12 protein-coding genes and 1 tRNA gene are annotated in these 14,843 nt (G+C 50.9%); 5 read left to right on the top strand and 8 right to left on the bottom strand.

The window, feature by feature from the left end:
- Nucleotides 1–37: 37 nt before the first annotated feature.
- Nucleotides 38–1,120 (top strand): esterase, encoded by a 1,083-nt coding sequence (locus SH302x_RS07430; protein WP_479368097.1) that lies wholly within the window; start codon nt 38–40, stop codon nt 1,118–1,120.
- 62 nt (nt 1,121–1,182) lie between these two features.
- On the opposite strand, the gene SH302x_RS07425 is transcribed toward SH302x_RS07430, so the two are convergent.
- Nucleotides 1,183–2,433 carry a cysteine desulfurase family protein gene (locus SH302x_RS07425; RefSeq protein ID WP_479368096.1) on the bottom strand — a complete coding sequence of 417 codons (1,251 nt, stop codon included), beginning with the start codon at nt 2,431–2,433 and terminating at the stop codon, nt 1,183–1,185.
- A gap of 501 nt (nt 2,434–2,934) precedes the next feature.
- Between SH302x_RS07425 and SH302x_RS07420 the strand changes: the two genes are divergently transcribed.
- The gene (locus SH302x_RS07420) at nt 2,935–3,915 is read left to right on the top strand and encodes a DUF1573 domain-containing protein (protein ID WP_479368095.1); all 981 of its coding nucleotides are present in this window, start codon (nt 2,935–2,937) and stop codon (nt 3,913–3,915) included.
- 239 nt (nt 3,916–4,154) lie between these two features.
- Here SH302x_RS07420 and SH302x_RS07415 read toward each other — a convergent pair whose 3' ends face one another.
- The 3 genes from SH302x_RS07415 to SH302x_RS07405 form a co-directional block, all read right to left on the bottom strand.
- Nucleotides 4,155–5,081: an AAA family ATPase gene (locus SH302x_RS07415; protein ID WP_479368094.1), complete on the bottom strand. Its 927-nt coding sequence runs from the start codon at nt 5,079–5,081 to the stop codon at nt 4,155–4,157.
- 108 nt (nt 5,082–5,189) lie between these two features.
- Nucleotides 5,190–6,527 (bottom strand): ABC transporter ATP-binding protein, encoded by a 1,338-nt coding sequence (locus SH302x_RS07410; RefSeq protein WP_479368093.1) that lies wholly within the window; start codon nt 6,525–6,527, stop codon nt 5,190–5,192.
- 30 nt (nt 6,528–6,557) lie between these two features.
- The gene (locus SH302x_RS07405; protein WP_479368092.1) at nt 6,558–7,487 is read right to left on the bottom strand and encodes an ABC transporter permease; all 930 of its coding nucleotides are present in this window, start codon (nt 7,485–7,487) and stop codon (nt 6,558–6,560) included.
- 344 nt (nt 7,488–7,831) lie between these two features.
- Between SH302x_RS07405 and SH302x_RS07400 the strand changes: the two genes are divergently transcribed.
- The 3 genes from SH302x_RS07400 (at nt 7,832) to SH302x_RS07390 (ending at nt 10,823) form a co-directional block, all read left to right on the top strand.
- Nucleotides 7,832–7,904: transfer RNA gene (locus SH302x_RS07400), tRNA-Ile, on the top strand.
- 568 nt (nt 7,905–8,472) lie between these two features.
- Nucleotides 8,473–9,708 (top strand): RHS repeat domain-containing protein, encoded by a 1,236-nt coding sequence (locus SH302x_RS07395; protein ID WP_479368091.1) that lies wholly within the window; start codon nt 8,473–8,475, stop codon nt 9,706–9,708.
- Nucleotides 9,705–10,823, top strand: coding sequence for a hypothetical protein (locus SH302x_RS07390; RefSeq protein ID WP_479368090.1), 1,119 nt, complete (start codon nt 9,705–9,707; stop codon nt 10,821–10,823). The genes SH302x_RS07395 and SH302x_RS07390 overlap by 4 nt, the downstream gene beginning before the upstream one ends.
- A gap of 1,332 nt (nt 10,824–12,155) precedes the next feature.
- Here the strand turns inward: SH302x_RS07390 and SH302x_RS07385 are convergent.
- From SH302x_RS07385 to tnpA, 4 genes are all read right to left on the bottom strand, one after another.
- The gene (locus tag SH302x_RS07385) at nt 12,156–12,791 is read right to left on the bottom strand and encodes an IS66 family transposase (RefSeq protein WP_479368089.1); all 636 of its coding nucleotides are present in this window, start codon (nt 12,789–12,791) and stop codon (nt 12,156–12,158) included.
- A 10-nt stretch (nt 12,792–12,801) separates the two neighbouring features.
- Nucleotides 12,802–13,899, bottom strand: a complete 1,098-nt coding sequence (locus SH302x_RS07380) for an IS66 family transposase (RefSeq protein ID WP_479368088.1) — start codon at nt 13,897–13,899, stop codon at nt 12,802–12,804.
- Between the two features lie 72 nt (nt 13,900–13,971).
- The gene (gene tnpB, locus SH302x_RS07375; protein WP_479363297.1) at nt 13,972–14,361 is read right to left on the bottom strand and encodes an IS66 family insertion sequence element accessory protein TnpB; all 390 of its coding nucleotides are present in this window, start codon (nt 14,359–14,361) and stop codon (nt 13,972–13,974) included.
- A 26-nt stretch (nt 14,362–14,387) separates the two neighbouring features.
- Nucleotides 14,388–14,768: an IS66 family insertion sequence element accessory protein TnpA gene (gene tnpA, locus SH302x_RS07370; protein ID WP_479363620.1), complete on the bottom strand. Its 381-nt coding sequence runs from the start codon at nt 14,766–14,768 to the stop codon at nt 14,388–14,390.
- Between the last annotated feature and the right edge of the window lie 75 nt (nt 14,769–14,843).

Raw genomic sequence — 14,843 nt, 5'->3', positions numbered from 1 at the left:
CACACTTCTTCACCTCTCTGGCGGAACACTATCGAATATGGTCAAGAAATTTTTAATCGGCGGTTTGCTGTGCGCGCTGATCTTCACCCCTAGCTTTGCTCAGCAGCGTCGTGGGCCTGTTGTCTCACCGGAAATCAGCTCTGATGGCAGCGTGACCTTCCGGTTTGCCGGCCAAGAAGCTCAAGCGGTTCAAGTCGCTGGACAATGGCCGGAAGGAACGGTCGAAATGAAAAAAGGTGAAAACGGTGTCTGGGCTACAACCCTCACCAACATTCCTAGCGGCGTTTGGGAATATTCGCTTCGCGTCGACGGCGTCCAAATGATTGATCCAAACAATTCCGAAATCAAACCGATGCGTTCGCCGCGCACCAGCATCCTGCACCTTCCAAGCAATCCGCCCGCCCCCCATGATTTCCAAGACGTGCCGCATGGCACCGTTCACTTGCATGACTACGCCTCAAAAGCCGCTGGCGATGTGCGCCAATTCGCGGTCTACACGCCGCCGGGATATGAGTCGGGCGATGCAACTTACCCAACACTTTATTTGCAACATGGCAGCGGTGACAACCAAGCCACTTGGGTCGCACATGGCAAAGCGCACTGGATTCTCGATAATATGATCGCCGCTGGCAAAGCGAAGCCGATGGTGGTCGTCATGCTCAATGGCCATGTCGCCCCGCCAGATCAACGCGGTCGAAACGTTGAACTGTTCGAAGCCGATTTGATGCAGCAAGTCATGCCCGCGGTCGAATCAACTTATCGCGTGGAAGCCACTCCAGCCAAACGAGCAATCTGCGGCCTCAGTATGGGCGGCGGACAGTCGTTGACTGTCGGATTAAACCATTCCGATGTGTTCGCTTGGGTCGGCGGCTTTAGCTCCGCCATCCCCAACGACGACGCCATCGCGACCGCACTGGCCGATGCGCAAAAAACGAACAAGAACTTGGAACTACTGTGGATCGCTTGCGGAAAAGATGACTTCCTTTTCGAACGAAATCAAACTTTCATTCAAACGTTGAAGGACAAGGCCATTGATCACAAGTGGGTCGAAACCGATGGCGACCATAGCTGGCCGGTCTGGCGAAGATACCTAGCCGACTTCGTGCCTGTACTCTTTTGATCGAGGAGACCTGTGAGTCGTGGCGAACCACAAGCTCCGCAAAATTAGTCATTAGGTTGGCTTTACAAGCCTCCTTCAGACTGATCGTAAGCTTCACAAATCACTTCTGCTGCACGCACCATCTCCGTTTCCGTGGTATTCCATCCGACGCTTAACTGCAACGCTGAGCGCCGTTGGTCCAACGACAAACCGGCGGAAGATAACGCACAGAAGTGACGTTGGTCCAAGTCGCTGATCGATGCAACTTGATGAGGACTCTTGGCTCGAGCAGCCGGTTCTTCCGGCAACAATGCAGGCAAGTCTTCCGGACCATCAAGGTCCACATGCTGAAAGCTCCTGAGACATAACTCGGGACATCGCATCAACAATAGATCGATATCGCAACCGTTCAATATGAACAACCGGGTGTTCGGCAAACTGGCTCCATTGGGCGTCAGATAAGGAAAGACCTTTCCACGACATTGATTCATCGTTTCATCAAAGATTTGAAACAAATCGCGACACCGCTCCGTAAACTTGGCCACACTAGCAGTGACCAACTGTGCCGCTGAAGACATAGCAATGACGCCAGGCACGTTCAGCATCCCAGGACGCATGCCTCGTTCATTCCACTCACCGTGCAGCAAAGGTCCAGCATTAACACCTCCGCGAATCGCCAATGCGCCGACGCCTTTGGGAGCATACATTTTATGTCCCGAAAGCGTCAGGAAGTCTGCTCCCAAACGGTCGAAGTTGATCTCTAGCTTACCGGGCGCTTGGCAAGCATCCACGACGGTCACGACATGGTCCTTTTGCCCCGAGTCGTCCAGCGCCTGAGCGAGCTGTTCAACCGGTTGAACAATCCCCGTATGACCATCAGCCAGCGTGACACACAAAACGGTCGGACGATCTCCAATCGCTGCTAATACCGCGGGGACGGACCAACCGCCAACCGTCCCACCACACAATACCTGTACGTCACAGCTTGGCCCAGCCATACTAGCCGCCTTCCGGTGGACCGCTTCGTACTCCCAAGTGGTCAGTAAGATTTGATGGCCGAAAGAATGACTTCCCTTCAGCACCTCCCACCCCATCTGCATTGCCGTATTGATACTTTCGGTTCCCCCCGAAGTGAAAATGACATCATGCGAATCGCACTGGATCATCGACGCGACATTGGCGCGCGCATCTTCAATCGCTTCCGATACGGCCGCTCCGGTCCAGTGAGTCGACGTGGGCGCCCCATAGAACTCGTACAAAAATGGCAACATCGCTTCCCGAGCGCCGCCTGCAATTGGCGTGGTAGTGTTGTAGTCGAGATAAATCAGTCGCATCGACAATCTTTCGTAGTGAACGCGTATCCGGAAGTGGCAGTCCGCCCTAATTCAAAACTGCCACGTGTGGTCGCAGGCGAAGCATCGTGACCAGCGCAGCCCAAAAATACAAGCCTACGCAACGGCGGCGAATATGCCAATCGCCCGGCCAAAACCTCGAAAAAATCGCAATTGACGCAAAATAGGAAATTTGGGTAAATTATTTTGATTAGGGAACGGCGTTTGTTGTTGCCGAATATGCCCCTCAATGGAAAAAAGTTGAGTCGATTTCAACGTCGTTCGAAACGCGAATTCTTTTGCAGGATTGATACTATGGTGTGAGCGGTTCTAATGCCCACACTCCTGCATAAAGTCTTCTGGTTCACGAATTTCGGACGTTGGAACTTTTCCCAAGACGGACGCTTTACCGACCTCTTCAAAAACACCAGTGACGAACCGGTGCTTTTGGCCCCAAAATTGCACTGCTCCAACGCCATCCAACTACAACGACGAGTCAATCCTATGAAGTTCTATTCAAGTTTTTTGGCCACTACGGTCCTTGTCGCCTCCGCAAGCATTGCACAAGCTGTTTCCCCGAGCGCGGCGATTTTCAAAACTACTAGCCATGATTTTGGCACCGTGGCCCGCGCCGCGAAAACCGAGTTTCGTTTCGAGCTGACTAACCCCTTCGATCAACCCATCCACATCGCTGGCGTTCGCGCAAGCTGCGGCTGCACCACGCCGATCGTCGAGACGCAGACCATTCAGCCTGGCCAGACCGGCTCGATTTTAGCTCGCTTCAACACCGGTTCTTTCACTGGTGCAAAGTCCGCAACGTTGACCGTCAGCTTTGACCGCCCAAGTTATTCTGAAGTGCAACTGCACGTGAAGGGCTACATCCGCAGCGATGTGGTCTTTAATCCAGGCGAAGCTAGCTTTGGCAACGTCGGCGAAGGTACCGGAAAAACCATCGAAATGACTATCGATTACGCCGGACGCAACGACTGGGCGATTGTAGGCCTCAAGACCGTTGATGGTTATATCAAAGCCCGCGCCGAAGAAAGCAAGCGATCGGCTGGCCGCGTGACCTACAACTTGCAAATCGAGATGCAGAAGGACGCTCCCGTTGGACCCATCATGACCGAAGTGATCATCCAAACCAATGACCGCAACCTCAAGACTGTCCCGCTAGTGGTCACCGGTAATGTGGAAGCCACCATCTCGGTCTCGCCACAAGTTGTCGAAATTGCACGTGATGATTCCCAAGAAAGCTACCAACAACTTTTCATCCTCAAGGGCCAAAAGGAATTCCGAATCCTAGAGGTTACCAGCGAAGAGTTTGACGTTGAGTTTGCTGGCTCCGACGAAGCGCAAGCGGTCCATACGCTGCCAGTCACGCTTAAGCCGAAAAAGGCTGACGCGTCGTTCGATGGCTCGCTGATGGTCAAAACCGACTCCGACGTGTTGCCGATTGTGAAACTGAATGTTTCATACCGCAACTAGCAGTTCTAGTCTCACGCTGCACGCATCACGCATCACGCATCACGCTTCACCCGCTAACCAAATAAAATGGTTAGCGGGTTTTATTTTTGTCCCGTTCGTTGAATCCCAATCTGGTCTAACGAACGCTAGGACGAAATCCGTTCAACGCCAGCAGCACCGGCTGATCCAAAACCAATCGATCAAGAAGTACATCGACACTCTGAACGATCTTCTCAACCCTTTTTAGCAAGGCGTTTATCCTAACCAGGATTCATCGGGTCGTCTTCATCCATGAAGAAATCCCCCAGTCCAAAGGTGCCGCCGTCCCCGCCAAAGGTTTGCGACTTGCGCTTCGCGGCCGCTTCTAAATCAAGCGCTTCATCGCCCAAACAAGAGTACAGCGCTTCACGCCAAACACTATCACTGGCTATCGGGTGATCCTGATTCTGAGCTAATCTCTTTAACGCATACCGCAACACTTGGATACCATCGCGAGCCGAAAAATCTAGCCGCAACGAGTGAGCTTGCTGCAAGAAGTCGACGGTCAAATTTAGAAGTTCACTGGGCGCAAATGGCAAGTGGTAACGCAAGATCTTCAATTCATCGTCACGCGACGGAAAAGCGATCTGCAAGGTTGGTTGTAAACGACTGAGAATGTAATCTGGGATCTCATAAGTCGAATCGTCCTGGTTCATCGTAACCGCACAGCGAAAATCCCGCGTCGCTTTGATTGTCACTCCTGCAACGATCGACTCAATATAGCGGCGATGATCCAAAAGGGGGGCCAGTGACGCCCAAGACTTTTCATTCATGCGATTGCCTTCGTCCAGAATGCAGACCCCACCTTTGATCATCGCGGTGACCAGCGGCGAAGCGTGGTACGCGATCGATCCACCTTGAGATAGAACCGGCGTGATCAACAGATCTTCCGGGCGTGTATCTGCCGTACACTGAAATATGTACAACGGCTGCTCTCGAATTTTTGCGGCTGCCATCGCCAGTGCCGTTTTGCCAATTCCCGGCACCCCGACCAACCTGGGTGTCAGCGGTTGATCTAAATCGTCCACGACCAACCAACAAGCGGCCAGTTGCCGCAGCACTTCGTCCTGCCCAATCCACTGGCCGCCATCTTCAATCGCTTTGCTTAAGTACAGCGAAACTCCATCAACGTTGATGCATTCCTGCATGTGTTATCAATCTATGTAAATGAACCAGTTCGGAAGTTGCCACAAGACCGTACATCGCTTGTTATAGTTGCAGGAGTTGCGGATGGTCAAGCAACAGAGCGAGACCAGTCAACGCAATCGCTCATTTGTAGCCATAGAATCGCTGGGAAAGGTTTTCCACCTCAATATCGGACGCGTCACGAATCCGGCCCACGATACATTGATCCCGGCCAAATCGCCCGCAGTATCAAAAATTTCAAACCCCAACAAACCATCTGCGATTTGATCCACACGATTAGGCTCTTCACCAATACTTAAACTGATCAAGTACCGGCGAGCGTTCAAAAACTTTGCTGGAATCTGGCAAGTGCAACGATATTCGCCCAACGGCATCAGCTTGCCGTAGTATTCGTCATGAATCTCGTTCATCGGCGGCGCGTTGATGCTCTTGAAAACTTGACATCCCGACTCATCGCTGATTTGCAATTGTAAGCAGACTCGATGCCCAGGCTCGTTTACGCGAAAGTGAATATCGATATCGATCGGGGAATCCAACGATAATGTCGAACGGCCCCCCGCATCTTTCACCTCAACCTCCAACACGCTGGCATATTCAGTCTGAACTTGCTGTTGGCCTGCTAACCACTTTTGGCTTTGAGCTACTCCCACGTTATGGTGCAGATGTTGCTCAATGATTTCATGTGGAGAACCGTCCGCAACCAACTTACCATCCTTCAGCAAAATCGCCCTGGTACAAAACCCCGCGATCATCGGTAGATTGTGGGATACCATCAGCACTGTTCGGCCTTGTTCGCGAAACTCGCGGGCTTTCCCTAAGCTCTTCTTCTGAAAGGCCGCGTCCCCCACCCCCAAGACCTCATCCACAATGAGAACGTCAGGATCCAAGTGAGCTGCCACTGAAAACCCCAAGCGAATCAACATGCCATTGGAATACCTTTTTACCGGCATATCCAGGAATTTGTCGATTTCCGCAAACTCCACGATCTGATCAAATCGCTTACGAATTTCACGGCGCGGCATACCCAGGATTGCTCCGTTGAGAAACACGTTCTCGCGTCCAGTTAGCTCAGGATGAAAGCCGGTCCCAACCTCCAACAAACAGCCAATCCGACCTGCCACGCCCACTCGGCCTTTCGTAGGTGTCACAATTCGCGAAAGGATTTTTAAGAGCGTACTTTTTCCGGCTCCATTGCTGCCTACGATACCCAGCGTTTCACCTTGATGAACCTGAAGGTTGATTTGGTCAAGCGCCAGGAACCGCCGCGGGCCCACTTGCTTTACTCCATACACATCCGCCTTTCGGGCCATTTCGACGGCGGGTTTGGAGCCAACTACTTTCGATCGCAGCCAACTTGCAAACACTTCCGTTGCACGTTGATAATCCCCCAGCCCATCAATGATGAACTCTTTGGATACTTGCTGGATATCTATTGCTAAATTCGACATGCGAGATGATTCAAGCTGCGTTTGCTAAAATTAAATACGGTCTGCCAAACGCTCGTTTTGGGAACGAAACCAAGCTAAACCGGTGATAAAGACCAGGATTGAAATCACTACTGCCAATACTGTCGTCAGTGCCATTGGAGCTGGTCCACCAAACATCATATGACGCATCCAACCAATCGCGCTGCAGATTGGATTGGATTCATAAATCAGACGTAGGACAAGTGGTATTTTCTCGCTCGCTTGCACCCGAGATAGATCGTAGATGACCGGTGACAAGAACATGCCTATTTGCAACAAGAATGGCAATGCATATCCAATGTCGCGATAAAAAGCATTCAGACTGGACAGCCAAGCGACACAGCCTACCACAAACATCAAAAGCACCAGGATCACCAACGGCGTTAACCAAAGGGTTCCCCACTGCAATTGGTCTCCTCCGACCCATACCACCACGGGCAGAAGCAGCGATGCGATCAACAAATCAAATCCAGCGCATAAGACACTTGCCAGTGGCAATAACAGGCGAGGAAAAGCGATCTTGGTAATGACATGTCGATAATTGACTAAGGATCCCGTGGCATCACGCAGGGAAGCGGCCACAAACTGCCACAGCAACATGCCTGAGTAGACGATAGTCGCATCGGACGCATAGTTTGCCGCAGCACTAGTCGGCTTGGCTTCAACCAGCCAGAAGATGGCTAAGAAAATGGCCATTCCCAGCGTAGGCTGTAACAAAACCCAGGCTAGGCCGATGAAAACTTGTCGGTAGCGAATCTTCAAATCACGCAGGAAGAACATCCACAGCAACTCGCGAAACGCATATAGTTCGCTCAAATCCGATAACCACCATGCACCGGGCTGCGGAAAAAAGCGCAACTCCGCTCGGCTGCCATCCGACCGAATGTCTAGCTGTTGTTCATCATGACTGGAGTTAGACAGTGGCAAGGTAGAGTTCTTCACAAGTGAGGTTCAGTTCGGCGAAGCTTGTTTCCAAAACGCGACAGACGTCGATGCGACGCATGTGGTGTCATAATAGGATTCCAACCTGAGACCGACAGATTTGTAATCATTGGTCCATTTAGGCGTAGGAACGATCATTCGGAATTCAATTCCTGCGCAGGTCAACGTTAGCATACGGCAGGCAACGTGTGCGAGCCTCCGCCAGTTCTTTCGCGGAAAATTCCATTGAAATGCAGCGATTTCGCAGGCCTGCGTCATAAAGGTTAATGTGAACCAAGCCAGATTGTTGTCAAGAACACATATTGAGTGCTTGGTTTATATCATTAGAATGGTCGCTTCACGATGGGACTGTAGCTCAATGGTTAGAGCAGGGGACTCATAATCCCTTGGTTGTCGGTTCGAGTCCGGCCAGTCCTACTTCTGCCTCTTTTCGGCTTGGATTCGCAAACGCAATAGTTCCTCTGCAACTTCACCGGTCTTAACTTAATCGCATCCCATACCGAAACGCTAAGCACCGGGATCGCCGCCGCTGAGTATTTCACCTGCGACCTCAACGGGCACAAAGCCACGCACACCGACAGGCGTACGCGTTCTTATTCACCCTCTCGCTTGCGGGAGGGTCGATCGCGAGTTCCACGAGCGATCGGGGAGGGCGAGTCGTCTACGCGTCCAGTTGCCAATTGACCGTGCGGCGTCTGCCTCTTCAAGCCGAAGGCTTGTCGCAATTGTTGCCGTGGCAGGTTCGGCCACGGTTTGCATCTGCAGTTGTTCCCTCAGGCCCGGAGGGCCGAGATAAATGATTTGTGCCAGCCCTTCGGGCTTATCGGTCTCAGGGAACCCCAAGGTCCGGTGGCGCGCGGCGCACCGGCAATAATTGCTACGGCCCTTCAGGCCGCTGCCCAAACTTCCGCCAAATAACTAGCCACTCACGCACCTCTCGCACCTCTCGCACCACCGCTCAACTGTCAGCTCTATAATGGCAAGCATGCCCTCTCAAGCCACGCTACTTCCGGTTAATCCCACATCGCATCGAGCAACCTCGACTATCGATTGGGCTGCGCTGTGTGCTCAAGGTGCAACCTATTTGAACGCCACTGTTTCATTCAATGCTTTTTTTTCTTTCCAGGCAAAGTCATCTGACGCGTCAGTCTCAAATAGCAAGTCATCACAACACGAGTCCGCAGCCGCCAACTTCACTTGCACAGCCTCATCGCTCATCAGCAACAGCGATTGGCCTTCAGAAGTTGCACTAGCGCAGCATCGCAACCAGCAGTACTCGATCTACGCTATGACCAATTCCAGCGGCAGCGTTGTAGAGCGCTACGCTTATACCGCTTACGGCCAGCCAACGGTGCTCAACGCATCTGCGTCAGTCATAGCTACCAGCGCTTATGACAACCGCTACACCTACACCGCTCGCGAGTGGGATCATACCGTCGGCTTGCACTACTTCCGAGCAAGATGGATGAGTGGGAATAGTGGAAGGTTTATGTCAAGAGATCCGATTGGGTACAGAGGCAGCAAATGGAATTTATTCGAATATGTTGGATCCGGTGTATTAAAAGTTGGCGATCCACATGGATTGAAAAAGTTCGCAACGCCTAAGGACCTTGAAGGTAGCGGTTTAAAGCGGTGCATAATCATACTAAAAGGGGCTCCTGAATACATGGATTATCCAGAGGATGGGGTTACTATTAAGGATGTGGCAACTCGCGAGCAGTTTCTAAAGGAAGTAGATGACAATCAGTGTTGCCAGGTGTTGGTCTTTGGACATCAGGGTGGCTCCGGAAATCCGGGGGGATTTGAGGCAAAGCCCGACAAAATATTGCCCAACTGGGATCTAGAAGATGGTTTAAGGATTGCATTTGAGGCGAATTGTGATAGATGCGAAATCCAGTCGTTTAGTTGTGGTGGTACCAAGTCAACTGATCCAGAACTTAGCTACTCTCACAGTGCCAACGATCGTGACAAGAACAGAAAGAAGATAGCTAATGGAACAGGCTGTGATTTCTACGGACTCAACTTCTCACCCTATATTGGTCGGCCTTACGATCATGGCATTGACCCTGAGCCGAAAAAACCGAAAGATCGAAAGAAGGTCAATTGTTTTGATGAGAAGAAGCACGGTCTGCCGGTGGAAGATTGTCCAGGATGGAAGTATGCACCTTTTGAACTGTATAAGACGCAAACAGATCGACCAATCAAAGGAATTAGCAGATGATAAATAAGCAGCTTGCCTTTTCGGTAGTCGTCTTGATATTTCATTTATGTTTAGATACTCGACTTGAAGGGCAGATTCCTAAGAATTTTGAATTTAATCAAGACTCCAGAGGGAACGTTTGGGAGGCGAAAATTGATAAAGAAGAAACAGTATTAAGTAAAATTTCGGTTCAGGGGAGGCAGATTACGAGAACAAGGATTTCTCAATTTGCCGAAGGAATGTTTTTTTCGCCTTGGAAAGAAGGAGCTTTTATTTCAATGAGCTATGCTGCTGGTGAAAGGGACGAATACTCTAAAATAATTAAATTGAACTATTGCGATGAAAATGGGTGCAAGTCCATTAGTAAAACTGAGATTCGCGGTCATGTCCTTGCCGATTTAATTGTATTGCCAGAACGGGATGCAGTATGCTTAGTCTTTCTGGGACAATCTGACACGCGACTGCCGAGCATGCCAACGTTGATGACGCTATTTGGTGATGTTCGGACTCCAGAAACTCTTTTGGCAATGCAAATAGAAATATCAAGCCCCTATCGGTTGCTCCATCAAGTGCGCTTTTCAGTCGACAAGAACAATTCCCTCGTTGCCTTCTATGACACTAATACTCCTCCGCGAGTCTTTGATATAAAGAATCGTGCAGTGTTGGAAAAGTCTAGCTTGAACCAGATGCAAAAAACAGCCGCGGTGTCTAATCTCGGCAAATGTTATGCAACTGCATTTCTTTCAAGCCCGTATCTTGTGCAGTATCTTGTAACTTCTCTAGCGGATGGCCATACACGAACGCATTCTCTCCGCCTTCTAAACTACGAAGACAATACGGTCGACGAAACCATTACATTACAATCACAACCTGAAGGGCCACTATTCAGGTTGGCATCCGATGCTTCAAATAAGCTTATTGTTTATAATAGTGACGCAACATATTTTTATGACTTAATGGATTCTTCACTCATTCTGGATGAAACGTCGCTGCCTGAAGTGTATCACAACCGTAAATGGGACAAGGTGTTTTTTCTAAACAGCGAAAACGTTTTGCTGGTAGATGCTAGCGATAGTTCGCTTTGGCATTTAACGAAGGATGATGGAAGTTATCTGTTTTACGCAGTAAACAGATAGTTCACAAAGTAAGAGATAGTAACGAGTGAGTGAAACGGCTGTGCACTGTGGATGGTCCTTCTCCTCAGCTTTGCATTTCCTCAATGTTTTTCTCTACAGAATTACCAGCTACTAAACTGATTTTGAGTAGCGGTTTGCAGGGCTCAAGAACGAGCTAGAACGCTGCTCAATGGCCACAGTTTGTGTTGATGATTGTTCATTAAATGCGGACTACTCTGCCTGACATGGATCTTCGAATTGCTCAGCCACTAAAGGCAAGTTGCGCTCGTAATTCGAATCATGAATCTCGTTAGCGACCGTCTCAAGACCGCAACGCGGTCAAACATCAAAGCCCAGGGTCGCGCAGCGCACCCTGGATGAAGAATTCACACACATGTTATCAACCCCAGCGGGGTTGGACGACGGTTCCACGGCGTTCTTGGATTGTTCATATGGATTGTTGAACCCCGTTGGGGTTCTCGTGGCCCAGGTCGCTTTTCCTGGGGTGCGCTGCGCGACCCCAGGCTTTGATGTTAAACCCGGTTGGGGTTGGAAGACTGGGCAAGAGAATGGGGGCAGGAGAATGGTCATGGAATCTATTCTACAGCCCTGATTCTCCTGCCATACGAAATTCGGTCGCTCTTAGCGCACCAATCCGATTACGAAGCCTGGGCACAAGGCCCAGCTTCGCATCGATGCTTGCACCTCAGCGCGAGCCAAATCCCACTGGCTTGTCCAGTGGATCGTTGGGTTTCTCGCTACAGCAAAGAGCCCGCCATAACGGGAATCCCACCGGCTCGCCCGGTGGATCGTTCGGTTCCTCGCTAGTTAACATCGCTCTCTAGCAAGAAACGGAAACATCTCCCGGACAAGCCGGGAGCATTTGAAAGCCAGAAGACCAAGGCACATCGTTCTGAGATCGCGAGCTCTGAGCGACCGTTGGGCTTGCCCCAACGCGTCGCAATAGGATTGGTGTGCTAGGTTCGCGAGGGTATCACCGGAGGCACGCAATCTAGATCTCCAAAGCGGTGTCCGTCGGGGGCAAGCCCCAATCGGACTTGCGCGCATGCCATGCTTTAGCGCTCCAATCCTATTGTGAAGACTGGGCAAGAGAATGGGGGCAGGAGAATGGTCATGGAATCTATTCTACAGCCCTGATTCTCCTGCCATACGAAATTCGGTCGCTCTTAGCGCAACAATCCGATTACGAATACTGGGCACAAGGCCTAACTTCGCGTCAATACTTGCGCCGCAACGCGATCCAAATCCCATCTGGTCGGGGAGCTTGACGACGGAACGAGAGTCGTCGTTTGGTCTGAAAACGTAAGCGTCCACCACAACCAGTTGTTGGGGTTAGTTGGATTGGCCCTGGGTTTGCTGTCGCTTGAGCTTGGCGGAGATGATTCTGCGGGCTCGTGTTATCTGCTTGCGGTCTGATTTATAGCGGCTTTCCTCTGCCCGGTACTCGCGAATCGCTTCGGGATGCTCCTGCTTCCATACGTCCGGCAAAAGTTTCTCGTATTGAGTCTCGCCTGCTAGTACGCGATCCAAAATGTCCTTCAAGTACTGCCAGACATCCAAGTGGTGACGTTTGGCACTGCTCACAATGCTCATCAACCTAGCCACCCGCTCGCCAGATTCCACGTTGCCAACAAACAACCAGTTCTTCCGTCCCAATGCCACCTGACGCATCAACTGCTCTACGCGATTGTTGTCGATCGGAATCTGGCCATGCGCCGTGTAGATCGTCAGAGCATCCCAGTGGTTACGGATATATCCCAACGCTCCTGCCATGTCCGACTTGGGAAACAATTGCCCTTCATCCAAACTATCAATGTACTTCTTCATCGCCTCCAACAACGGTACCGCATAACGCTGACGATGCTCCACTCGTGATTCCGCATTCATCCCCTGCTCGCGCACGTTCACATCGTAAAGCCCCTGCAGCATATCCAACAGCTTTTGCCGATACGGATTCTCCTTGGACACCTCGTAAACCTTACGACGCGCATGCGCACCAACAAGCCGCGAACTGCAAGCGATCGCGGTTATCAAGCACCACGGCTTCATTTCCTGAGAAACAATCACCTTGAATAATACAGCGACTCTCTCGAAAGAATTCATCCGGGCCATCCCGGTGACGCGATATCCGAAAGTCAAAGATGTTATAGGGCGCTTGATCTAGACCCCGATAAGCCCACATCTTCCCTATCAAGCTATCTTCACCCTTGCCTTTCGCTTCACGCATCTTCTCGATCAACCGCTGCGTCTTCAGGTCACCGGGTTTAACCTTCGGCTCCTCCTCTGGCATCAGCATTCGACAACTGCTTTCATCCAGTCCGACTGCGGAGTCCTTCTGCACACGCCTGGCCATGAACATGAAGAACCCAAGCAACGCAAAGTCCACTTGCACCATCAGATTCTGCAATGTCGAACGACTGGGCGTCCAACCACTGCTGGCAAAGACATCCGTCTGACGATACAGCGGAAGATGCAAGTCAAGCTTCTGAGCGACCACCACCGCACCGATACTCGAATCGTATTTGTTACCCTCAACCAATCCGGTTGGTCGCTCGGCAGAAACGATTCCATGCTCTTTGCAACATGGGCAGCCATACTTGGGGTTCTCGATCACTCGCTTATAAAGCTTGGCTGGTTCATAAACCAAGGTTTCGGTCCTATCGACACCGATCATCGCCATGGGACCATGCTCTGGACAGATGCGATCTTGCTCTGGAACATCGCGAAGTTCCTTCACTTCAGGAAGGTGCGACGGGAGCGATTCATTGCGTTTCTTCTTGGCTTTGGGCGTGCTTTTGGATTGAGCGTCATCCAGAACCTTTTGTGCTTCGGCCTCCGCTTCTTGCCGAGCTTGCTCAAGTTCTTCTTGCGAATCGAAGGGGAGCCAAGGAGTCGCACCGGGCGAAATATGCTTCTCTTTTTTCTTGTGCATGTTGGCAAGCATCGCTGCCAACTTGCGGTACTCTGTCTCGAACCATTGGAGCTTGGCCTTGAGTTGCTCGTTCTCTTTCTGCAGCAATTCGATTGCCGAGAGAGGCTTGTCAGATGGATGATTATTCGAGGTCGCGTCTTGCATACTTATTGAACGCATGAAGCCCTAAAGTGGTTCCGCAATATCTTCAAAAAAGAGTAACTTGATAAAGAGATTTTACAAGCCTGATGACGAGGTAGTATTGTTGCTAACATGAGCCTGCACCGAGAATCGTTTTCGACGCTTGATGTTGGAGACATCGATGCCACTGAGCAACATGGAAAGCTGAGCGTGATCAATGACTAGGCTCTTGGACTGGCTTGAAGTAAGTGGCACCTGGATGGTACCAGCTTCTAATCTTTTCATGAAGATGGCGAGCCCATCTCGATCCCACCAGAGTATCTTGACGCGATCACGACGACGATTGATGAACATGAAATAATCACCAAGTCGAATATCGCGTTGAAAGTTGGCTTGGACGATGGCGTGCAGGCCATCGTAGGAACGTCTCATGTCGACCGCTTGCATGTAGAGGTAGACCCGAGTGGTTGAGGCGACAGCGAGCATAGACGGACTCAATAAGTTGCGGATGGCTAATTGCGAACAATGAGTTGCTGGAAACCGGCGTCTAGATGATCGCCGGAGTCATGCTGTCGAGCGGCCCATGTCAACAAAGTCTCGACAGCGCTGGAGGAATCAGAGCGGCAAAGGATCTTGATGCCACGTGTTTCGATGGTGAAGTGAAGCGTATTGTTGCTTGAATCGGATTGCGTTTGGCTTGGTGACGTTGCGCTAAGAGTTGTTGGATTAGGATTAAGGGCTGTTGGACTGGAGTGAAGCTTCTTTCTCCAATAGTTGAAGACATGGAACGAAAGGTTTTCATTTCGACAGAACTGAGCGATGCTAAGACCCGACGACTGAAAACGTAGGAGTCGTTGAGCCCAGAGTTGGGACTTGGAAAGATCACGAGTCATGCTGTAGGTTCCTGGCATAGAGGTTTCGGCAACCCCATCGGTCGCCGTTATCAAACCCTACCCTCCAAATCAAGC

The sequence above is a fragment of the Njordella calcicola genome (assembly GCF_056494125.1).
This window is presented reverse-complemented; position numbering and strand designations above follow the sequence as displayed.